The 20,381-nt window shown below is 72.6% G+C and carries 25 protein-coding genes; 20 read left to right on the top strand and 5 right to left on the bottom strand.

Annotated features, from left to right (window positions below; all coding sequences use genetic code 11):
• Nucleotides 1-96 precede the first annotated feature (96 nt).
• From ACF062_RS01550 to ACF062_RS01540, 3 genes are read left to right on the top strand one after another with little or no spacing between them, the layout of a single operon-like run.
• Nucleotides 97-1,077 (top strand): ABC transporter ATP-binding protein, encoded by a 981-nt coding sequence (locus tag ACF062_RS01550; protein ID WP_392136415.1) that lies wholly within the window; start codon nt 97-99, stop codon nt 1,075-1,077.
• 55 nt (nt 1,078-1,132) lie between these two features.
• Nucleotides 1,133-1,957, top strand: a complete 825-nt coding sequence (locus ACF062_RS01545; RefSeq protein ID WP_392134283.1) for an ABC transporter permease — start codon at nt 1,133-1,135, stop codon at nt 1,955-1,957.
• A 34-nt stretch (nt 1,958-1,991) separates the two neighbouring features.
• Nucleotides 1,992-2,675 (top strand): DUF2567 domain-containing protein, encoded by a 684-nt coding sequence (locus ACF062_RS01540; protein ID WP_392134280.1) that lies wholly within the window; start codon nt 1,992-1,994, stop codon nt 2,673-2,675.
• A gap of 120 nt (nt 2,676-2,795) precedes the next feature.
• On the opposite strand, the gene ybaK is transcribed toward ACF062_RS01540, so the two are convergent.
• The 4 genes from ybaK to ACF062_RS01520 all read right to left on the bottom strand — a co-directional run bounded on the left by ybaK (nt 2,796) and on the right by ACF062_RS01520 (nt 6,779).
• Nucleotides 2,796-3,302: a Cys-tRNA(Pro) deacylase gene (gene ybaK, locus ACF062_RS01535; protein ID WP_392134278.1), complete on the bottom strand. Its 507-nt coding sequence runs from the start codon at nt 3,300-3,302 to the stop codon at nt 2,796-2,798.
• A 21-nt stretch (nt 3,303-3,323) separates the two neighbouring features.
• Nucleotides 3,324-4,070, bottom strand: a complete 747-nt coding sequence (locus ACF062_RS01530; protein WP_223774102.1) for an LON peptidase substrate-binding domain-containing protein — start codon at nt 4,068-4,070, stop codon at nt 3,324-3,326.
• 2 nt (nt 4,071-4,072) lie between these two features.
• The gene (locus ACF062_RS01525; protein WP_392136412.1) at nt 4,073-5,044 is read right to left on the bottom strand and encodes a hypothetical protein; all 972 of its coding nucleotides are present in this window, start codon (nt 5,042-5,044) and stop codon (nt 4,073-4,075) included.
• Between the two features lie 220 nt (nt 5,045-5,264).
• Nucleotides 5,265-6,779 (bottom strand): oxidoreductase, encoded by a 1,515-nt coding sequence (locus tag ACF062_RS01520; RefSeq protein ID WP_392136409.1) that lies wholly within the window; start codon nt 6,777-6,779, stop codon nt 5,265-5,267.
• Nucleotides 6,780-7,001: 222 nt separating this feature from the next.
• Here ACF062_RS01520 and hisD point away from each other — a divergent pair, with 222 nt between their 5' ends.
• From hisD to hisF, 8 genes are read left to right on the top strand one after another with little or no spacing between them, the layout of a single operon-like run.
• A complete protein-coding gene (gene hisD / locus ACF062_RS01515) occupies nt 7,002-8,324 on the top strand; it encodes a histidinol dehydrogenase (protein ID WP_392134274.1) in 1,323 nt (440 codons plus the stop codon).
• The gene (locus ACF062_RS01510; RefSeq protein WP_392134271.1) at nt 8,321-9,442 is read left to right on the top strand and encodes a histidinol-phosphate transaminase; all 1,122 of its coding nucleotides are present in this window, start codon (nt 8,321-8,323) and stop codon (nt 9,440-9,442) included. Before hisD ends, ACF062_RS01510 begins: the two co-directional genes overlap by 4 nt.
• Nucleotides 9,439-10,041, top strand: coding sequence for an imidazoleglycerol-phosphate dehydratase HisB (hisB, locus tag ACF062_RS01505; RefSeq protein ID WP_320591249.1), 603 nt, complete (start codon nt 9,439-9,441; stop codon nt 10,039-10,041). Before ACF062_RS01510 ends, hisB begins: the two co-directional genes overlap by 4 nt.
• Nucleotides 10,042-10,044: 3 nt before the next feature.
• Nucleotides 10,045-10,209 (top strand): hypothetical protein, encoded by a 165-nt coding sequence (locus ACF062_RS01500; RefSeq protein ID WP_062781233.1) that lies wholly within the window; start codon nt 10,045-10,047, stop codon nt 10,207-10,209.
• Nucleotides 10,210-10,225: 16 nt separating this feature from the next.
• On the top strand, nt 10,226-10,867 hold the full coding sequence (gene hisH / locus ACF062_RS01495; protein ID WP_392134268.1) for an imidazole glycerol phosphate synthase subunit HisH: 642 nt from the start codon (nt 10,226-10,228) through the stop codon (nt 10,865-10,867).
• On the top strand, nt 10,864-11,592 hold the full coding sequence (gene priA / locus ACF062_RS01490; RefSeq protein WP_392134265.1) for a bifunctional 1-(5-phosphoribosyl)-5-((5-phosphoribosylamino)methylideneamino)imidazole-4-carboxamide isomerase/phosphoribosylanthranilate isomerase PriA: 729 nt from the start codon (nt 10,864-10,866) through the stop codon (nt 11,590-11,592). The genes hisH and priA overlap by 4 nt, the downstream gene beginning before the upstream one ends.
• On the top strand, nt 11,589-12,002 hold the full coding sequence (locus ACF062_RS01485) for a RidA family protein (protein ID WP_392134262.1): 414 nt from the start codon (nt 11,589-11,591) through the stop codon (nt 12,000-12,002). Before priA ends, ACF062_RS01485 begins: the two co-directional genes overlap by 4 nt.
• Nucleotides 11,999-12,754 carry an imidazole glycerol phosphate synthase subunit HisF gene (hisF, locus tag ACF062_RS01480; protein ID WP_392134259.1) on the top strand — a complete coding sequence of 252 codons (756 nt, stop codon included), beginning with the start codon at nt 11,999-12,001 and terminating at the stop codon, nt 12,752-12,754. The genes ACF062_RS01485 and hisF overlap by 4 nt, the downstream gene beginning before the upstream one ends.
• 14 nt (nt 12,755-12,768) lie before the next feature.
• Here hisF and ACF062_RS01475 read toward each other — a convergent pair whose 3' ends face one another.
• Complete coding sequence (locus tag ACF062_RS01475; RefSeq protein WP_356579759.1) at nt 12,769-13,404, bottom strand: TIGR03085 family metal-binding protein; 636 nt, start codon at nt 13,402-13,404, stop codon at nt 12,769-12,771.
• An 83-nt stretch (nt 13,405-13,487) separates the two neighbouring features.
• On the opposite strand from ACF062_RS01475, the gene hisI reads away from it, so the two are divergent.
• The 9 genes from hisI (at nt 13,488) to trpA (ending at nt 20,351) form a co-directional block, all read left to right on the top strand.
• A complete protein-coding gene (gene hisI / locus ACF062_RS01470; RefSeq protein WP_223774093.1) occupies nt 13,488-13,874 on the top strand; it encodes a phosphoribosyl-AMP cyclohydrolase in 387 nt (128 codons plus the stop codon).
• An 11-nt stretch (nt 13,875-13,885) separates the two neighbouring features.
• Nucleotides 13,886-15,394, top strand: coding sequence for an anthranilate synthase component I (locus tag ACF062_RS01465; protein ID WP_392134256.1), 1,509 nt, complete (start codon nt 13,886-13,888; stop codon nt 15,392-15,394).
• A gap of 7 nt (nt 15,395-15,401) precedes the next feature.
• Nucleotides 15,402-16,085: a TIGR02234 family membrane protein gene (locus ACF062_RS01460; RefSeq protein ID WP_392134253.1), complete on the top strand. Its 684-nt coding sequence runs from the start codon at nt 15,402-15,404 to the stop codon at nt 16,083-16,085.
• Nucleotides 16,086-16,191: 106 nt separating this feature from the next.
• Nucleotides 16,192-16,422, top strand: coding sequence for an HGxxPAAW family protein (locus tag ACF062_RS01455; RefSeq protein ID WP_392134250.1), 231 nt, complete (start codon nt 16,192-16,194; stop codon nt 16,420-16,422).
• 102 nt (nt 16,423-16,524) lie between these two features.
• A complete protein-coding gene (locus ACF062_RS01450; RefSeq protein ID WP_392134247.1) occupies nt 16,525-16,968 on the top strand; it encodes a DUF2752 domain-containing protein in 444 nt (147 codons plus the stop codon).
• 141 nt (nt 16,969-17,109) lie between these two features.
• Nucleotides 17,110-17,919 carry an indole-3-glycerol phosphate synthase TrpC gene (gene trpC, locus ACF062_RS01445; protein WP_392134244.1) on the top strand — a complete coding sequence of 270 codons (810 nt, stop codon included), beginning with the start codon at nt 17,110-17,112 and terminating at the stop codon, nt 17,917-17,919.
• 9 nt (nt 17,920-17,928) lie between these two features.
• On the top strand, nt 17,929-18,093 hold the full coding sequence (gene trpM / locus ACF062_RS01440) for a tryptophan biosynthesis modulator TrpM (RefSeq protein WP_392134241.1): 165 nt from the start codon (nt 17,929-17,931) through the stop codon (nt 18,091-18,093).
• 159 nt (nt 18,094-18,252) lie between these two features.
• Complete coding sequence (gene trpB / locus ACF062_RS01435; protein WP_392134238.1) at nt 18,253-19,539, top strand: tryptophan synthase subunit beta; 1,287 nt, start codon at nt 18,253-18,255, stop codon at nt 19,537-19,539.
• Nucleotides 19,536-20,351: a tryptophan synthase subunit alpha gene (trpA, locus tag ACF062_RS01430; RefSeq protein WP_392134235.1), complete on the top strand. Its 816-nt coding sequence runs from the start codon at nt 19,536-19,538 to the stop codon at nt 20,349-20,351. The genes trpB and trpA overlap by 4 nt, the downstream gene beginning before the upstream one ends.
• Nucleotides 20,352-20,381 lie beyond the last annotated feature (30 nt).

The raw sequence follows: 20,381 nt of genomic DNA, 5'->3' as shown, positions 1-20,381 counted from the left end.
CGGGCGTCATCGGCACCCGCGGACCCCGTACTCTCGTCCTTCGTGAGTACGCGCCCGGCACCGGCAGTCCGACAGGGACTCCGTCAGGAACACGGCATCGAGGCCGTCTGCGCGGTGCGCGACCTGGTCAAGACCTACCCCGCCGCCCGCGGCGGGCGCGGCCGGCCCGCGACGCCCGAGATCCGCGCCACCGACGGCATCTGCCTGACGGTGCGGCGCGGTGAGATCTTCGGCCTGCTCGGCCCCAACGGCGCCGGCAAGTCCACCCTCGTACGCCAGCTGACCGGGCTCATGCGGCCCGACAGCGGCGGCGTCGACATCCTCGGGCACGACATCGTGCGCCACCCCGAACGGGCCGCGCGGCTCCTCGCCTACCTGGGACAGGAGTCCACCGCACTCGACGAGCTGACGGTGTCGCTCGCCGTCGAGACGACCGCGCGGCTGCGCGGCCTCGACGTACGCCGGGCGCGGGCCGAGCGGGACGCGGTCCTGGAGGAGCTGGAGCTCACCGCGCTGGCCGCGCGTCCGCTGAAGAAGCTCTCCGGCGGGCAGCGGCGGCTCGCCTGCTTCGCCACCGCACTGGTGGGAGAGCGGCCGCTGCTGGTCCTCGACGAACCGACCACCGGCATGGACCCCGTCGCACGCCGTGCCGTATGGGCGGCGATCGACTGGCGCAGGGCCGAGCGCGGCACGACCGTGCTGCTCGTCACGCACAACGTCATCGAGGCGGAGACCGTGCTCGACCGGGTCGCCGTGCTCGACCAGGGCAAGGTCATCGCCTGTGACAGCCCGGTCGGGCTCAAGGAGAAGGTCGCCGACGAGGTGCGCGTGGAACTGGTGTGGCGCGAGCGGGCGCCCCTGGACGTCCCCGAGGTGGCCGCGCTGCGCTCCAGTGCCGTCGAGTCGGGGCGGCGGTGGTCCCTGCGGCTCGCTCCCGACGAGGCGCGGGCGGCCGTGGCGGCGGTCACCGGCGGGGCCGCCTTCGCCGCGCTGGACGACTTCACCGTGGCCACGCCCAGCCTGGAGGACGTCTATCTCGCGCTGGGCGGACGTGGGCGGGGGTTGGTGAAGGCGTGACGGCCGGTACGAGCGGTGAGCGAACAGACAGGTACCTGAGCAGGAAGGACGTTCGGTGAGCGCGGTTCCTTTGGAAGCCGCTGTGCGGGCCGACAGCGTACGCCCGGAGCAGGAAGCCGACGGCCCGGCGCCCCTCGGGCCCCCCGCCCGTCTCTTCCCGGCGCTCTCGGCCGTCTACCGCGCCCAGCTGTCCCGCGCGCGGGTCGCCCGGATACCGCTGCTCTTCGTGGCGACCTTCCAGTCCGTCGGCATCATGATCCTGATGCGCGGCGTCGTCGACGGCGGCGGCGAGGCGCGTGCCGTGGTCGCCGGGTCGTCCGTGCTCGTCGTCGCGTTCGTCGCCCTGAACCTCCTCGCGCAGTACTTCGGGCAGCTCCGCGCCGATGGCGGGCTCGACCACTACGCCACGCTGCCCGTGCCGCCCGCCGCCGTGGTGCTGGGCGCCGCGGCCGCGTACGCCTCGTTCACAGTGCCCGGCACCCTCGTCACGGCGGTCGTCGGGTGCGGGCTCTTCGGGCTTCCGCTCACCCACCTGTGGGTGCTCCTCGCGGTGATCCCGCTCGCCGGGGCCGCCCTCGCGGGGCTCGGCGCCGCGCTCGGTCTGCTCGCGCCGCGGCCGGAACTGGCCACGCTGCTCGGCCAGATGGGCATGTCGGCGGCGCTGCTGCTCGGCGTGCTCCCCGCCGAGCGCATGCCGACGCTGCTCCAGTACGCGCGTGACCTGCTGCCCTCGACGTACGGAGTGGAGGCCTTCGCCCGTACGTTCGATCCGGAGCCGGGTTGGGCCGTCGTCGCCCTGGATCTGGCGGTCTGCGCCGGGGTCGGCGTGGCCTCTCTCGCCGTCGCCACGTGGGCGTACCGCCGAGCGGCCGTCCGGTGACGCGCCGCACAGGGACTGCTGGCACGATGTGTGGGTGACCGCACCGCTGACACCCTCCCAACCGCCGCACCACCAGCCCTCGAACGACCCCTGGCAGGCAGCCCCGCACCCGGCGGGAGCGACGTCTCCGTACGGATACGAGGAGGACGGCTCCGGCATGAAGAACGAAGCGCTCCAGGCCGTGGCGGTCATGGTCGCGGCCGCCGTCAGCGGCGTACTGCTCGGGCTGCTGTGGGTGTGGCTCTCCCCGCGCGTGCCGCTCATCTCGGACGGTCAGACCGTGTACCTCAAGGACACCGAGGGAGAACAGGCGATCGGTGTCGACGGAACGTTCACTCTGCTCGCGCTCGGCTTCGGTCTCGTTAGCGGCGTGGTCGCCTTCCTGCTGCGCAAGAGCGGCGGCGTCCCGCTCGTCGCGGGACTCGCGCTCGGCAGCCTGCTGGGCGCCCTGCTGGCGTGGCGGGCCGGGATCTGGCTCGGCCCGCAGACGGATGTGGTCGCGCACGCCAAGGCGGTCGGCAAGGGAGTCGTCTTCGACGCGCCCCTCGACCTGAAGGCCAAGGGCACCCTCCTGGCCTGGCCGGTGGCCGCGCTGGCCGTGCACCTCGGCCTCACCGCGCTGTTCGGGCCCCGGGACCCGGAGCCGTACCCCATGCCCTACGGAGAGCCCCGCGGCGAGGCCCGCCCGTCCGCCGAGGGCACGGGCACGGGGCTCTGAGTCAGGCGGGGCGCCTGCCGTGATTGGCCTTGCGCTTCTTCGCCCGCCACTTCCGCATGCGCGTCTTCTTCGACATGCTCCCGGTACTAGTCCCGCACCGGGCAGGTGTCGAGGGGCCTTTCAGGCCGTGCGTCCGACGGGCGCCAGTACCGCCCCGGTGAGCTCCGCTAGGTCGCCCGGCGCGAGCTCCACCTCCAGGCCCCTGCGGCCCGCCGAGACGCAGATCGTGGCGTGCGCCGACGCCGAGTCGTCCAGGACCGTGCGCAGCCTCTTGCGCTGGCCGAGCGGGGAGATGCCGCCCCGCACATAACCGGTGGTGCGCTCGGCCGCCGCCGGGTCGGCCATCGCGGCGCGCTTGCCCCCGACCGCGGCGGCCAGCGCCTTGAGGTCCAGGGAGCCCGCGACCGGCACGACGGCGACGGTCAGCTCGCCGTCGACCTCCGCGACCAGCGTCTTGAAGACCCGGTCGGGGGAGACGCCCATGGCCTGCGCGGCCTCCTCGCCGTACGAGGGGTGGGCGGGGTCGTGCTCGTAGGAGTGCACGGTGAACGCGGTGCCCGCGGCGGTCAGCGCCACCGTCGCCGGGGTCCCGGCCCCGCCCGCCTGCTTCCTCTGCTTCTTCGCCAAGGTGATGCGCCTTTGCATGCGTCAGTTGAGGCTGGTCGTCCCGCGCGTCAGCTCCGTCGCGGGCAGCGAGGGCAGATTACGGATGATGGCGGTCTCGGCGCGCAGCAATTTCAGCTCGTCCCGCAGCCGCGCCGCGGTGTCCGGCGCCTCCAGGAGCCGCTGCTTGGTCGGGGTGTCCAGGACGGCCGCCGCCGCGACCAGGTACGACACCACGGACGGCTCGTCCGGCAGCTCCGCCCCCGTCGTCAGCGAGCGTTCCCGCGCCCCCGCCAGCCGCTTCTGGTAGGCCCGGAAGGCGCGCAGGACACCCTCCGCGAGCGTGCCCGCCCCCTCGCCCGGCTCCTCCGGCACCTCCTCGACCTCGGCGGTGAGGAAGGCCCCGGAGGCGTCGACCGACAGGATCCGCACCCGCGTGGTGCCGGTGGCGAGGACCTCGAAACCGCCGTCGGCGCGCTCCCTGATCGTCGCCGCGTCCGCCACGCAGCCCACGGTGTGGAAAGCCTTGACCGGGTCGTCGCCGAAGCCCGCGGCGGGGCCGTGCTCGGGCAGCGCCGTCTGGTCGGGGAGGCCGGGCGCGCTGGGCGCCACCTCCAAGCCGTCGCGGATGGCGACGACGGCGAACTGGCGCTGCTCCTCCTCGGGGGACTTGAGCAGCTCGCGCATCATGGCGCGATATCGCTCCTCGAAGACGTTCAGCGGCAGGACGAGGCCGGGGAACAGCACCGAGTTGAGCGGGAAGAGCGGAAGCCGGATGGTCACGACCGGCAAGCCTAATGCTCGCCGGAGCGCTCACGTCCGCGCGGCGGCCGCAGCGGGGTCATCGACGCCACTTCGATGCGTACGCCGTCGCGCAGCTCCAGGAACTGGCCCAGCGGATCGTCCGCCATCCGGTCCCAGGGGAAGGACGTCGCGTACGGGCCGATCATGCGCAGCTGTTCGAGGGCGTCGTCCCACCGCTCCAGGCGGACCAGGACGTAAGCGAGGAGGTTGCGGACCTCGGCGGGCCAGGGATCGCCGGCCCCGTACTCCGAGGACAGGCCGATGGCGAGGTCGGCCGCCGCGTCCAGACGCTCGCGCGGCACGCTGCCCGTCGGGCTGGTGAGGTAGGCGAAGGCGGCACGGGCCGGCAGGACCTGTATCAGCGAGCCGGGCAGCGCGTCCGAGGCGGCGCGCTCGGCGAAGTCGAAGCACTCGCGGTGCGAGCCGTACCAGGCGGCCGAGAGGTACTGGAGGGCGGAGGCATGGCAGCCGTAGTGGTACGAGGAGCGGCGCACCGCCTCCTCCCACAGCTGTTCGAAGACGGTGTGCGTGGCGTGGGTGCCGCGGGCGTGGTCGAGGGCGATCCGCCAGGGCACCGGGTCGCGGGGGTCGGCCTCGGCGGCGGCGGTCAGCAGCGGGCTCACCTCGCGCAGCAGTTCGGCGCGGGCCGGTGACTCCCAGCCGCGGACGACCGCCAGCTCGGCCTTGACGAGCAGGGCGTCCGGGTCGTGCGGGGACGCGCCCAGCCACGCGTCGAACCACTCGGGGCGGGAGCGGGCGAAGGCGGCGAGCCGCGTGGTGTAGCGGTCGCGGTTCTCCCACTCGGCGGCATCGCGGGTGGTGGCGAGGAGCTTGGCGGCCGGGCCGTGGTCGCCGCGCCCGGCGGCGACGAGCGCGGGGGCGAGCCGCTCGTCGGGCACGTCGAGGAGCACTTCCTCGTCCGGCGGCAGCCCGGCGGCGAGCCGCGGGGTGTGCCGGATCATGCGGGCGGTACGGATGAAGGCACGCAGCACCGTGCCCTCCTTTGCGCCTCAACCGGCGCCGCTCGCGCGGGGGGTGGCCGGTCACCTTCGTGGTTGCTCAATTGTTGGTTGCGGTGGGATGACGGTCGAAGGGCGGCGAAGGTTGCCCGCCGCCGGATAACGGTTCGGCGGCGGGGCGCACCGGCGCGGGGCGGCCGGGCGGCGCGCCGTGGCACGCGCCTCAGCTGCGCCGCAGCAGCCGGGTCGCGCCCGCCGCCACCGTCGTCGCCAGGACCCAGCCGAGCAGGATCAGCGCCGTCGAGAACCACTGCCAGCCGCCGCGCAGCTGCCAGTAGCTGTCCTGGCCGAGGTTGATCACGGGCAGCAGGAGGTCGAGCGCGAAGAGCGCGGGGTTCCAGTTCGGGTGTTCGCCCGGTTTGATCGCCGGGTGGTCGGCGTGCGAGAACGCCACGGCGCTGATCGCCCACAGCACGGCCATCCAGACCGCCGCCCGGCCGGGCCGGTAGCCGTACGCGACCGTCCAGTCCTGGGCGAACCCCCACAGCTTCGCCGCCATCGGCAGTGTCTCGCGGCGTCGGCGCTGCTTGGCGAGGAGGACCTCGCGGGCGTCGGCGTCCTCACCGCCGTTGCGCAGGACGGCGGCCAGCTTCTCGTACGGCTCCGGGTTGTACTCGGCGGTCGCGGCCGACACCCAGGCCAGCCGCTGGTCGAGCGTGAAGCTGCCCAGCGGGACGAGGTTCTCGTAGGTGAAACCGCCCATCTGGAGGCCGCCGGGTCCAGGCCAGCTGGTCGCCCGGTCGATGAGGTTGACGACCTTGGCGCCGGACAGCACGACCTTGCCGCGCTGCGGCGCCTCGCCCAGGAAGCGCAGCTCCGGCGTCTGGACGCGGCGCAGCGAGATCTCCTGGTCGTTCTGGAGCCTGAAGCGGGCGGCCGCGAAGTCGATGGCGTCGCCGAAGCGGCCGTCGTCGAGCCGGATGCCGCCCTCGCACTCGAAGCGCTGCACGCGGGTGCCGCGTGCCGGGGTGGTGCCGCTGGTCTGCGGCGGATTGCCGACGGCGGCGGGCGTCAGGTACAGCGTGCGCTCCACGGTCAGCTGCGGGGCGTTGAGCGCGTACCGCCCGTACTGGTTGATGAGTCTGCTGCCGCGCAGGCTCAGCGACACGCCGACCTTCGCGCCGCGCAGGCTCAGCTCGCCGTGCGACTCCATCATCTCGGCCTGGAGGTCCTGCCCGACGGTGAGGCCGTCACCGGTGATCGAGCGGCTGCGCCGGTCGCGGTAGACCACCGCCTGGTTCAGGAGCAGATCGGTGCCGATCTGGGCGTCGGTGAGGCGGATGCCGTTGTGCACCCGGCAGCGCGGCAGGTGCAGATCGCCCTCGGTGTGCAGCCGGGCCGCCTCGATGCGCGGGATCGAGCAGTCGACCAGGCGCAGCGTGGCGAAGCGGGACTCGGGGAGGAGGATCTCCTTCTCGAAGCGGCAGTGCTTCATCTCGGTGTACGGGACGATGGTCCCGCCCGCGAGATCGAGCACGTCGGTGATCTGCACCCCCGCCAGCTTCAGCGAGGAGACCCGGCCCGCCAGCGCGGGCGGCCCGCCGAGGAGGAGCCAGCACACGATGCGCGCCCGCACGCTGCGCTCGGGTCCCCAGGGGTGCCCGCCGTGCGGATCGTCGGCGGCGCCGTCGCCCGATCTGAGGTCGTAGACGCTGCCGTTGCGGAACGCCTGCCACATGCCGATCTCCGCGGCGGTCAGCCCGTCCGGCGGCTCCACGGTGCCGTCGTCGTCGACCACTGCTCCTGCCACCTCCTCCGCGTGTACCGGTGCCTCGTACACCTGTTTCATGCCCGCTCTGTGACCGGCTGAACGCGCTTGGTGAAGACGGTCCCGCGAGATCCATATCAGCCACTGATACGGGCGAACGAGGTCGAAAGAAGGTCTGAGAGAATTGGCCATGTGATCTCTCGAATCGATCTGCGCGGCGACGCCCTCCCCGAGGGCCCCGCCCTGCGCGCCCTGCTGCCCCGTGCCGACTTCGACGTCGCGGCCGCCCTGGAGAAGGTGCGGCCCATCTGCGAGGACGTGCATCATCGTGGCGACGCGGCGCTGATCGAGTACGCGGAGAAATTCGACGGCGTGCGGCTCGACCAGGTCCGGGTGCCCGCGGCCGCCCTCAAGGAGGCCCTGGCCGGTCTCGACCCGGTCGTGCGCGAGGCGCTGGAGGAGTCGATCCGCCGCGCCCGCCTCGTCCACTCCGCCCAGCGCCGCGCCCCGCACACCGTTCAGGTCGTGCCCGGCGGCAAGGTCACCGAGAAGTGGGTGCCGGTCGAGCGCGTCGGGCTCTACGCCCCCGGCGGCCGGTCCGTCTACCCCTCCTCCGTGATCATGAACGCCGTCCCGGCGCAGGAGGCGGGCGTCGGGTCGATGGCGCTCGCGTCCCCGCCGCAGGCCGACTTCGGCGGGCTGCCGCACCCGACGATCCTCGCCGCCTGCGCGCTCCTCGGCATCGACGAGGTGTACGCGGTCGGCGGCGCCCAGGCCGTCGCGATGTTCGCCTACGGCACCGAGACCTGCGCCCCCGCCAACATGGTGACCGGCCCCGGCAACATCTGGGTCGCCGCCGCCAAGCGGTACTTCACCGGCCGGATCGGCATCGACACCGAGGCGGGCCCGACCGAGATCGCCGTCCTCGCCGACGACACCGCCGACCCGGCGCACGTCGCGTCCGACCTGATCAGCCAGGCCGAGCACGACCCGCTCGCGGCCGCCGTGCTCGTCACCGACTCCGAGGCGCTCGCCGACGCGGTCGCCAAGGAGCTGGTGCCGCAGGTCGCCGCCACCAAGCACGTCGAGGACCGCATCATCCCGGCACTCGAGGGCCGCCAGTCCGCGATCGTCCTCGTCGACGGCGTGGAAGAGGGCCTGCGGGTCGTCGACGCGTACGGCGCCGAGCACCTGGAGATCCAGACCGCCGACGCCCCTTCCGTCGCGGAGCGCGTCAAGAACGCCGGTGCGATCTTCGTCGGCCCCTGGGCGCCGGTCTCCCTCGGCGACTACTGCGCGGGCTCCAACCACGTCCTGCCGACCGGCGGCTGCGCCTGCCACTCCTCGGGCCTGTCCGTCCAGTCGTTCCTGCGCGGCATCCACATCGTGGACTACACCCGCGAGGCGCTCGCCGACGTCGCCCACCACGTGGTGACGCTCGCCGAGGCGGAGGACCTGCCCGCCCACGGGGCGGCCGTGAAGGCGCGGTTCGGATGGAAGGTGCCGGGCCAGTGAGCACCGTACGCATCGACGACCTCCCCGTCCGCGACGAACTGCGCGGCAAGTCCCCCTACGGCGCGCCCCAGCTCGACGTACCCGTACGCCTGAACACCAACGAGAACCCCTACCCGCTCCCCGAGCCGCTCGTCGAGCGCATCGCCGAGCGGGTCCGCGAGGCCGCCCGCGACCTCAACCGCTACCCCGACCGGGACGCGGTGGAGCTGCGCACCGAGCTGGCGCGCTACCTCACCCGCACCGGCGGACACGAGGTCACGCTCGCCAACGTCTGGGCGGCCAACGGCTCCAACGAAGTCATCCAGCAGCTCCTCCAGACCTTCGGCGGCCCCGGCCGCACGGCCATCGGCTTCGAGCCCTCGTACTCGATGCACGGCCTGATCGCGCGCGGCACCGGCACGGCCTGGATCTCCGGGCCGCGCCACGACGACTTCACGATCGACGTGGCGGCGGCGGTGAAGGCCATCACCGAGAACCAGCCGGACGTCGTCTTCATCACCACGCCCAACAACCCCACGGGCAACGCCGTCCCCGCAGAGACCGTCCTCGCCCTCCACGACGCCGCGCAGGCCGCGAAGCCGTCCATGGTGGTGGTCGACGAGGCGTACGTGGAGTTCAGCCACGGAGACTCGCTGCTGCCGCTGATCGAGGGGCGCCCGCACCTCGTCATCTCACGGACCATGTCGAAGGCCTTCGGCGCGGCCGGGCTGCGCCTCGGCTACCTCGCCGCCGACCCCGCGGTCGTCGACGCCGTACAGCTGGTGCGCCTGCCCTACCACCTGTCGGCCGTCACCCAGGCCACCGCGCTCGCCGCCCTGGAGCACACCGACACGCTCCTGAAGTACGTGGAGCAGCTCAAGGCCGAGCGCGACCGCCTCGTCACCGAGCTGCGCGCGATGGGGTACGAGGTGACGGACTCCGACGCCAACTTCGTCCAGTTCGGGCGATTCGACGGCGAGGGGGCCTCCCACGAGGTCTGGCAGAAGATCCTCGACCGGGGCGTCCTGGTCCGGGACAACGGCGTACCGGGATGGCTGCGGGTCACCGCGGGAGCACCCGACGAAAACGACGCGTTCCTCGATGCGGTGCGCGAACTCAAGAAGGAGCAGGACGCATGACTCGCGAAGGCCGCGTCGGAAGAATCGAACGGACCACCAAGGAGACCTCCGTCGTCGTCGAGATCGATCTCGACGGCACCGGCAAGGTCGACGTGTCGACCGGGGTCGGGTTCTACGACCACATGCTCGACCAGCTCGGCCGCCACGGCCTGTTCGACCTCACGGTCAAGACCGACGGCGACCTGCACATCGACTCCCACCACACCATCGAGGACACCGCCCTCGCGCTCGGCGCCGCCTTCAAGCAGGCACTCGGCGACAAGGTGGGCATCTACCGCTTCGGCAACTGCACGGTCCCGCTCGACGAGTCGCTGGCCCAGGTGACGGTCGACCTCTCCGGCCGCCCGTACCTCGTGCACACCGAGCCCGAGAAGATGGCGCCGATGATCGGCGAGTACGACACGACGATGACCCGGCACATCCTGGAGTCCTTCGTCGCGCAGGCCCAGATCGCCCTGCACGTCCACGTGCCGTACGGCCGCAACGCCCATCACATCGTGGAGTGCCAGTTCAAGGCCCTGGCCCGCGCCCTGCGGTACGCGTCCGAGCGCGACCCGCGCGCGGCCGGCATCCTTCCCTCCACGAAGGGCGCGCTCTAACCCATGACCGGCCTCAACACCATCCTCATCGTCGTCGGTCTCTTCCTGATCGGCGGCGTCATCTCCTTCGTCAAGCAGGGGATGCCCAAGAGCCTGATCACGCTGCTCTCCATCGGCGCGGTGATGTGTCTGGCGGCGGGCATCCTGCGGCTCGACTACTGGAACTGACGGAGGCGTACGCCACATGAGCACTCCCAAGAAGGTCGTCGTCTTCGACTACGGCTTCGGGAACGTCCGCTCCGCCGAGCGCGCCCTCGCGCGCGCGGGAGCCGACGTCGAGATAACGCGCGACTACGACAAGGCAATGAACGCCGACGGCCTGCTGGTGCCGGGCGTCGGTGCCTTCGCCGCCTGCATGAAGGGCCTCAAGGAAGCACGCGGCGACTGGATCGTCGGCCGCCGCCTGGCCGGTGGCCGTCCCGTGATGGGCATCTGCGTCGGCATGCAGATCCTCTTCGCACGTGGCGTCGAACACGGCGTCGAGACCGAGGGCCTGGACGAGTGGCCCGGCACGGTCGAACCGCTGAAGGCCGAGATCGTCCCGCACATGGGCTGGAACACCGTCCAGACCTCCGCCGGGTCCACGCTCTTCAAGGACCTGGACGACGACGCCCGCTTCTACTTCGTGCACTCCTACGCCGTGCACCACTGGTCCCTCGAAGTCGCGAACCCGGCGATGCGCGCGCCGCACGTCACCTGGTCCACGCACGGCGAGCCCTTCGTGGCGGCCGTCGAGAACGGCGCGCTGAGCGCCACCCAGTTCCACCCCGAGAAGTCCGGCGACGCCGGCGCCCAGCTCCTCACCAACTGGATCGGAACCCTGTGAGCATCCTCGAACTCCTTCCCGCCGTCGACGTCCGCGACGGCCAGGCCGTACGTCTCGTCCACGGCGAGTCCGGCTCGGAGACCTCCTACGGCTCCCCGCTGGAGGCCGCCCTCGCCTGGCAGCGGTCGGGCGCCGAGTGGCTGCACCTGGTCGACCTGGACGCGGCGTTCGGCACCGGCGACAACCGCGCCCTGATCGCCGAGGTCGCCGCCGCGATGGACCTCAAGGTGGAGCTCTCCGGGGGCATCCGCGACGACGACACCCTCGCCGCCGCCCTCGCCACCGGCTGCACCCGCGTCAACCTCGGCACCGCCGCCCTGGAGACCCCCGAGTGGGTCGCCAAGGTCATCGCCGAGCACGGCGACAAGATCGCGGTCGGCCTCGACGTACGCGGCACGACGCTGCGCGGCCGCGGCTGGACCCGCGACGGCGGCGACCTCTACGAAACCCTGGAGCGCCTGAACTCCGAGGGCTGCGCGCGCTACGTGGTCACCGACATCGCCAAGGACGGCACGCTCCAGGGCCCCAACCTCGAGCTGCTGCGCAACGTGTGCGCGGCGACGGACCGCCCCGTCGTCGCCTCCGGCGGCGTCTCCTCCCTGGACGACCTGCGCGCCATCTCCGAGCTCGTCCCGCTCGGCGTCGAGGGCGCGATCGTCGGCAAGGCGCTGTACGCGAAGGCGTTCACGCTCGAAGAGGCACTCGCCGCGGTGGCGTCGTCATGAGCGACGCCGTGCGCCGGGTGAAATCGGGCGGCCCGTGGGAGGAAGCCTTCGGCTACTCCCGCGCCGTCGAACTGCCGAACGGCCTCGTCCTGGTGTCCGGTTGCACGTCGGTGGTGAACGGCGTGATCGAGGCGGGCACCCCGTACGACCAGACCGTCAACGCCTTCCAGGTCGCCTTCGACGCGCTCAAGAGGCTCGGCCTCGGCCGCGAGCACGTCGTACGCACCCGCATGTACCTCACGCACGCGCGGGACGTGGAGGACGTGGGCCGCGCCCACAAGGACCTCTTCGACGACGTGCGGCCCGCCGCCTCCATGCTGATCGTCTCCGGCTTCGTCGACCCCAGTCTGGTCGTCGAGGTCGAGGTGGAGGCGTACGGTCCGCGCGCCGCCCAGGGAGGCGCGGCATGACCCTCTCCGTACGCGTGATCCCCTGCCTGGACGTGGACAACGGCCGCGTCGTCAAGGGCGTCAACTTCCAGAACCTGCGCGACGCGGGCGACCCCGTCGAGATGGCCAAGGTGTACGACGCCGAGGGCGCCGACGAACTGACCTTCCTGGACATCACCGCGTCCTCGGGCAACCGCGCGACGACGTACGACGTGGTCCGCCGCACCGCCGAGCAGGTCTTCATCCCGCTCACGGTCGGCGGCGGCGTCCGCACCGCCGAGGACGTCGACAAGCTCCTTCGCGCGGGCGCGGACAAGGTCGGCGTCAACACGGCGGCGATCGCCCGCCCCGACCTGATCCGCGAGATCGCGGAGCGCTTCGGCCGCCAGGTCCTCGTCCTCTCCGTGGACGCGCGCCGCACCCCGTCCGGCACCTTCGAGGTGACCACCCACGGCGGCCGCGAGTCCGCCGGCATCGACGCCGTCGAATGGGCACACCAGGCCGCCGAGCTGGGCGCGGGCGAGATCCTGCTCAACTCGATGGACGCCGACGGCACGAAGGACGGCTACGACATCGAGATGATCTCGGCCGTACGCCGACACGTCACGGTCCCGGTCATCGCCTCCGGCGGCGCGGGCCGCCTGGACCACTTCCCCCCGGCGATCGAGGCGGGCGCGGACGCGGTGCTCGCGGCGTCGGTCTTCCACTTCGGCGATCTGCGGATCGGCGAGGTGAAGGAGACGTTGCGGGGGGCGGGGCACCCGGTGAGGTAAGGCCGGGCCGGGGCCTAAAGCCCCAGCTGCTTCGTCTCGTGGAGGGCGGCGATCGCGTCCTTGTCGCCCTCCAGGGAGACGTCGGCGGCCTCCTGCCTGCCGTACGCGAACAGCAGCAGCTCGGACGGTTCGCCCGTCGCCGTCACCACCGGGGTGCCCCGGTGGGCCACCGCCGTGCGGCCGTCCGGGCGGCGCAGGACGAGGCCGACCGGGGACTTGCGGCCCACCAGGCGGGCCGTGCGCTCCAGGCGGGACCACAGAGCGTCGGAGAAGACCGGGTCGAGGGCGCGCGGCGTCCAGTCGGGCTGGGCCCGGCGCACGTCCTCGGTGTGGATGTAGAACTCGAGGGCGTTCGACGCCTCGTCGAGCTGCTTGAGCGAGAAGGGCGAGAAACGCGGCGGGCCCGTCCTGATCAGCTGGATCAGCTCTTCGTACGGCTTCGCGGCGAACTCCGCCTGCACCCGCTCCAGACGCCCCGCCAGCTGCTTGATCAGGAGCCCGCCCGCGGCGTCCGCGCGGCGCTCGCGCACCACCACGTGGGCCGCCAGGTCCCGGGTCTTCCAGCCTTCGCAGAGCGTCGGGGCCTCAGGGCCCTGGGCCTCCAACAGGTCGGCGAGGAGAAGTCGTTCACGCTTCGCATGGGTCGACATGCCAGCCAGCCTACGACCGGTCGGCCGGTCCGGACAGTGGACGCCCGCCGGGCCCGCCGCGCCGGCGCGGCACAATGGGCGGCATGACCAGCGTGCCCCCGCCCAGCAGCGGCCTCGACCCGGAGATCGCCGCGCGCCTCAAGCGCAGCGCCGACGGCCTCCTCCCCGCCATCGCCCAGCAGTACGACACCGGTGAGGTGCTCATGCTCGGCTGGATGGACGACGAGGCGCTGCACCGCACCCTCACCACCGGGCGCTGCACCTACTGGTCCCGCAGCCGCCAGGAGTACTGGGTCAAGGGCGACACCTCCGGACACTTCCAGTACGTCAAGGAGGTGGCCCTCGACTGCGACGCGGACACCGTCCTCGTCCAGGTCGACCAGGTCGGCGCGGCCTGCCACACCGGCACCCGCACCTGCTTCGACTCCGACGTGCTGCCGTTGTCCGGCGTACCGGCGCCCGGTCAGTAGGGTCTGCCGGCATGGACCTCGACACCTTCCGCAAGCTCGCGACCGACCGCCGAGTGATCCCCGTCAGCCGCAAGCTCCTCGCGGACGGCGACACCCCCGTCGGCCTCTACCGCAAGCTCACCGCCGAACGCCCCGGCACCTTCCTCCTGGAGTCCGCCGAGAACGGCCGCAGCTGGTCCCGGTACTCCTTCGTCGGCGTCCGCAGCGCCGCCACCCTCACCGTCAAGGACGGCGAGGCCCACTGGCTGGGCACCCCGCCCGTCGGCGTCCCCACCAGCGGCGACCCGCTCGACGCCCTGCGCGCCACCGTCGAGACCCTGCACACCCCCCGCGACCTGGTCACCGACGCGGGCCTGCCACCCTTCACCGGCGGCATGGTCGGCTACCTCGGCTACGACATCGTGCGCCGCCTGGAGAAGATCGGCCCCGGCGACCGGGACGACCTGCGGCTCCCCGAGCTGACCATGCTGCTCACCAGCGATCTCGCCGTCCTGGACCACTGGGACGGCTCGGTCCTGCTGATCGCCAACGCCATCAACCACAACGACCTCGACACCGGCGTCGACGAGGCCCACGCCGACGCGGTCGCCCGGCTCGACGCCATGGAGGCCGACCTCTCGCGCCCCGTCGCCCAGCCGCCGGCCGCGCTCCCGCCCTCCGAGCTGCCCGAGTACACCGCGCTGTGGGGCGGCGAGCAGTACCAGGAGGCGGTCGAGGACATCAAGGAGCGCATCCGGGCCGGTGAGGCCTTCCAGGTCGTGCCCTCGCAGCGCTTCGAGACCCCGTGCGAGGCGAGCGCGCTGGACGTGTACCGGGTGCTGCGGGCCACCAACCCCTCGCCGTACATGTACCTCCTGCGCCTCGACGGCTTCGACGTCGTCGGCTCCAGCCCCGAAGCCCTCGTCAAGGTCGAGGACGGGCACGCCATGGTCCACCCCATCGCGGGCACCCGCCACCGCGGTGCCACCCCCCAGGAGGACCAGGCGCTCGCCGACGAACTGCTCGCCGACCCCAAGGAGCGCGCCGAGCACCTGATGCTCGTCGACCTCGGCCGCAACGACCTGGGCCGTGTCTGCGAGCCGGGCTCCGTGGAGGTCGTGGACTTCATGTCCGTCGAGAAGTACTCCCACGTCATGCACATCGTCTCGACGGTCACCGGACAGGTCGCCGAGGGCCGCACCGCCTTCGACGTGCTCACCGCCTGCTTCCCCGCGGGCACCCTCTCCGGCGCCCCCAAGCCCCGCGCGATGCAGATCATCGACGAACTGGAGCCCTCCCGGCGCGGACTGTACGGCGGCTGCGTCGGCTACCTCGACTTCGCGGGCGACTCCGACACCGCCATCGCGATCCGCACCGCCCTGCTGCGCGACGGCACGGCGTACGTGCAGGCCGGAGCCGGTGTCGTCGCCGACTCCGACCCCGTCGCCGAGGACACCGAATGCCGCAACAAGGCCGCCGCCGTGCTGCGCGCCATCCACACCGCCAACCGCCTGCACGCCCCGGGAAGCCGTGAGGGATAGTGGACAGGTGACTTCCGCTGTACCACCGCCCCGTACCGACGCCCAGCCCGACCCCGCCAAGGCCGCGGAGGCCGCCGGGCCCGCCGAGACCAAGGAACAGCGCGGCAGCAGGCGCAGCATCGCCGCCGCCCTGCTGCTCGGCGCCGTCGGCGCGGCCCTCGCGCTGCTCGCCTCCCGCCAGACCTGGGCCCGCGGCACGGCGTCGGTGGCGGGCGGCGACCTGCCCCTGACCGCGAGCGGCGGCGACGTCACGGGCGTGCCCGCGGCCCTCGCGATAGTGGGCCTCGCCGCCCTCGTCGCGATCTTCGCGGTCCGCCGCACCGGACGCGTCCTGGTCTCCCTGCTGCTCACACTGAGCGGCGCGGGCACCGTGGCCGCCGCCCTGATCGGCGCGGGCGACAGCGCCGCCCTCGACGAGAAGGCCGCCACCGCCTCCGGCGACGCCGCCGCCACCATCGGCGGCCTGAGCCACACCGGCTGGCCCTACGCCGCGGCCGCCGCCGGCGTCCTCCTCCTGCTCGCGGGCCTGCTCGCCCTCACGTACGGTCGCTCATGGCCCGCCATGTCGGGACGCTACGAACGCGACGGCTCGCCGCGCCCCCGCAAGGCACGCCGCGCCCCGGACCCCGAGCGGCCCGAGGAACTGTGGAAGGCCCTGGACCGGGGCGAGGACCCGACGCGCGAAGCATGACCCCGCGCTCAGGCCATACGCGCCGGTACGGGACAATGACAGCGAGCGTCCGACTCGCGGTGGGTCTTACGCCCATCACCACGCATACAGCAACGAGGAGCAAGTCATGGCGGGCAGCAGCCACGGACACACCCCGGCCGCCTGGACCGGTGTCATCATCGCCTTCATCGGTTTCTGCGTCGCCGGTGCCTTCATGGTGATGGCCAACGTGCCCGGGTTCTGGGCGGGCATGGCCCTCACCGTGGTAGGCGGCCTCGTGGGCCTCGTCATGCGCGCCATGGGCCTCGGCGCGGACAAGAACCAGCAGCAGCGCCAGGTCGTGCGGTCCCAGAGCTGACCTTCGCCCTACGGAGAGAGGCGGTCCCGGCAGGTGCCGGGGCCGCCTCTTCCGCTGTCCGGCCACCGGGCGGCGGGCCCACGGGCGGGGCACAATGCACGCGTGAGAGCCGAAACCGAGAGCGCCGAGGCCGCCCGCAGGGGCGCGCCCGCGCTCCTGGCCCGCCTGCTCGTGCCGGCCGGTGTCCTCGCCGCCGTCGCCGGCGCCTTCGCGTACGTCGGCGCCGTCGACCCGAACGAGCCCGGCCACTACCCCGCCTGCCCGCTCCTGCGCCTCACCGGGATCTACTGCCCCGGCTGCGGCGGGCTGCGCAGCGCCCACGCCTTCGTCCACGGCGATTTCACCGCGGCCCTCGGCGCCAACGCGCTCGCCGTCGCCGGCTACGGCCTCTTCGCGGTGCTGTGGGCCGTCTGGGTGGTCCGCGCGGCGCGCGGGCGGCCCCCGAGGATCGACTTGCGCCCGGCACAGCTGTGGGGAGCCGGTGTCCTGGTGGCCGTCTTCACCCTCGTACGCAATCTGCCGTTCGGGTCATGGCTGCATCCATGAACGCGCAGGCCGCAGGGGTGACGCGTGTCCAGGTCGTGGGATGGGCGTCAACCGGATGCGGAGGCTTCGCCCTCCTGCGGATACCATCGCAGTGACCAGCTTGAACGTCAGCTTCAACCGTCAGGGAAGGGGACCGCTCGCGTGAGTGTGCTCGACGAGATCATCGACGGAGTCCGTGCCGACCTCGCGGAGCGGCAGGCGCGCGTCAGCCTCGACGAGCTCAAGGAACGCGCGGCCAAGGCCTCTCCGGCCAAGGACGGTGCGGCGGCCCTGCGCGGCGACGGCGTCAAGGTCATCTGCGAGGTCAAGCGCTCCAGCCCCTCCAAGGGCGCTCTCGCCGCGATCGCCGACCCGGCCGGCCTCGCCGCCGACTACGAGGCGGGCGGCGCCGCCGTCATCTCCGTGCTCACCGAGGAGCGCCGCTTCGGCGGTTCGCTCGCCGACCTGGAGGCCGTCCGCGCCAAGGTCGACATCCCGGTGCTGCGCAAGGACTTCATCGTCACCTCGTACCAGCTGTGGGAGGCCCGTGCGTACGGCGCCGACCTCGCGCTGCTGATCGTGGCCGCCCTGGACCAGCCCGCCCTGGAGTCCCTCATCGAGCGCGCCGAGTCGATCGGCCTCACGCCGATCGTCGAGGTGCACGACGAGGAAGAAGCCGAGCGCGCCGTCGACGCGGGCGCCCGGGTCGTCGGTGTCAACGCCCGCGACCTGAAGACCCTCAAGGTCGACCGCACCGTGTTCGAGCGGATCGCCCCCGAGCTGCCGGACAGCGTCGTCAAGATCGCCGAGTCCGGTGTCCGCGGCCCGCACGACCTGATCGCGTACGCCAACGCGGGCGCCGACGCGGTCCTCGTGGGCGAGTCCCTGGTGACCGGCCGCGACCCCAAGGCCGCGGTCTCCGACCTGGTCGCCGCGGGCGCGCACCCGGCGCTGCGACACGGACGGAGCTGACCCCTCCCGATGCCGATCTCCGCCCGCCTCGCACCCGGCTGCCGCCCCCGCGGCTGCCGGGCGCCCGCGCGGCGGGTGCGGGGCAGGCGGGTGCGGTACCACATCGGCTCGGAGCCGGGCCAGATCCCCGGGATGCGATGGCGACGCGGCGCCTCGACCGCCGCCGCGAGCTGAAACGCCCCTGAAAGGGGCGCGGGTCTGTATCCATTTGCGGCTCCGCCGCGTGGGCGCGACCGGCCCAGGACGGGCCGCAGTCGCGCGAGAACCCGGTCGGCCACGGCGCAGAGGCGTACTCATGCCACACGCCCACGCCAGCCAGAGCGAGGTTCAGCCATGCCCAGCCAGTTCTTCATCCCCGACCCCGAGGGTCAAGTCCCCAGCACCGAAGGCTACTTCGGCGCGTTCGGCGGCAAGTTCATCCCGGAGGCCCTGGTCGCCGCCGTGGACGAGGTCGCCGTCGAGTACGACAAGGCCAAGAGCGACCCGGAGTTCGCCCGCGAGCTCGACGACCTCCTGGTCAACTACACCGGCCGTCCGAGCAGCCTCACCGAAGTGCCCCGCTTCGCGGAGCACGCCGGCGGCGCCCGCGTCTTCCTCAAGCGCGAGGACCTCAACCACACCGGCTCGCACAAGATCAACAATGTGCTCGGCCAGGCCCTGCTCACCAAGCGCATGGGCAAGACCCGGGTCATCGCCGAGACCGGCGCCGGCCAGCACGGCGTCGCCACGGCCACCGCCTGCGCGCTCTTCGGCCTCGAATGCACCATCTACATGGGCGAGATCGACACCCAGCGCCAGGCCCTGAACGTGGCCCGCATGCGCATGCTCGGCGCCGAGGTCATCGCCGTGAAGTCCGGCAGCCGCACCCTCAAGGACGCCATCAACGAGGCGTTCCGCGACTGGGTCGCCAACGTGGACCGGACCCACTACCTCTTCGGGACCGTCGCCGGACCGCACCCCTTCCCCGCCATGGTCCGCGACTTCCACCGCGTCATCGGCGTCGAGGCCCGCCGCCAGCTCCTGGAGCGCGCCGGCCGGCTGCCCGACGCCGCCGTCGCCTGCGTGGGCGGCGGCTCCAACGCCATCGGCCTCTTCCACGCCTTCATCCCCGACCGGGACGTACGCCTCATCGGCTGCGAGCCCGCCGGGCACGGCGTCGAGACCGGCGAGCACGCGGCCACACTGACCGCGGGCGAGCCGGGCATCCTGCACGGCTCCCGCTCCTACGTCCTCCAGGACGAGGAGGGCCAGATCACCGAGCCCTACTCGATCTCGGCGGGCCTGGACTACCCCGGCATCGGCCCCGAGCACGCCTACCTCAAGGACAGCGGCCGCGGCGAGTACCGCGCGGTCACCGACGACGCGGCGATGCAGGCCCTGCGGCTCCTCTCAAGGACCGAGGGAATCATCCCGGCCATCGAGAGCGCCCACGCACTCGCCGGGGCCCTTGAGGTCGGCAAGGAACTCGGCAAGGACGGCCTGATCGTCGTCAACCTCTCCGGGCGCGGCGACAAGGACATGGACACGGCCGCGCGCTACTTCGGCCTGTACGACACGGACGCCACCGTCGAGGCGGACGCGTCCGCCACCGGTGCGGAGATCAAGGGGGACGCCAAGTGAGCGGCAACATCCGACTGTTGGGCGACACCCTGGCCGTCGCCAAGTCCGAGGGGCGCTCCGCGCTCATCGCGTACCTGCCCGCCGGTTTCCCCACCGTCGACGGCGGCATCGCGGCCGTCAAGGCGGTCTTCGACGGCGGCGCGGACGTCGTCGAGGTCGGCCTGCCGCACAGCGACCCGGTGCTCGACGGGCCGGTCATCCAGACCGCCGACGACATCGCCCTGCGTGGCGGCCTCAAGATCCGCGACGTCATGCGCACCGTCCGCGAGGCCCACGAGGCGACCGGCAAGCCGGTGCTCGTCATGACGTACTGGAACCCCATCGACCGCTACGGCGTGGAGCGCTTCACCGCCGAGCTCGCCGAGGCCGGCGGCGCGGGCTGCATCCTGCCCGACCTGCCAGTCCAGGAGTCCGGCCTTTGGCGGGAGCACGCCGAGAAGCACGACCTGGCGACGGTCTTCGTCGTCGCGCCGAGCAGCAAGGACGAGCGGCTCGCCACGATCACGGCGGCGGGCTCCGGGTTCGTGTACGCGGCGTCGCTGATGGGCGTCACGGGCACCCGCGAGTCCGTCGGCGAGCAGGCCCAGGACCTGGTGCGGCGCACCAAGGCCACCACCGACCTGCCGGTCTGCGTGGGCCTCGGCGTCTCCAACGCCCGCCAGGCCGCCGAGGTCGCGGGCTTCGCCGACGGAGTGATCGTCGGCTCCGCCTTCGTGCAGCGGATGCTCGACGCCGAGGACGAGGCCGCCGGGCTCGCCGCCGTGCGCGCGCTGGCGGCCGAGCTCGCGGACGGCGTCCGCGGCAAGGCGTAACTCGTACGGGTGGTCCTGGACCGGGGAGGC

It is taken from the genome of Streptomyces sp. NPDC015345 (genome assembly GCF_043078805.1).
Classification (GTDB): domain Bacteria; phylum Actinomycetota; class Actinomycetes; order Streptomycetales; family Streptomycetaceae; genus Streptomyces.
Note: the sequence above shows the minus strand (reverse complement) of the source record. Positions and strands in the feature narration are given on the sequence as shown.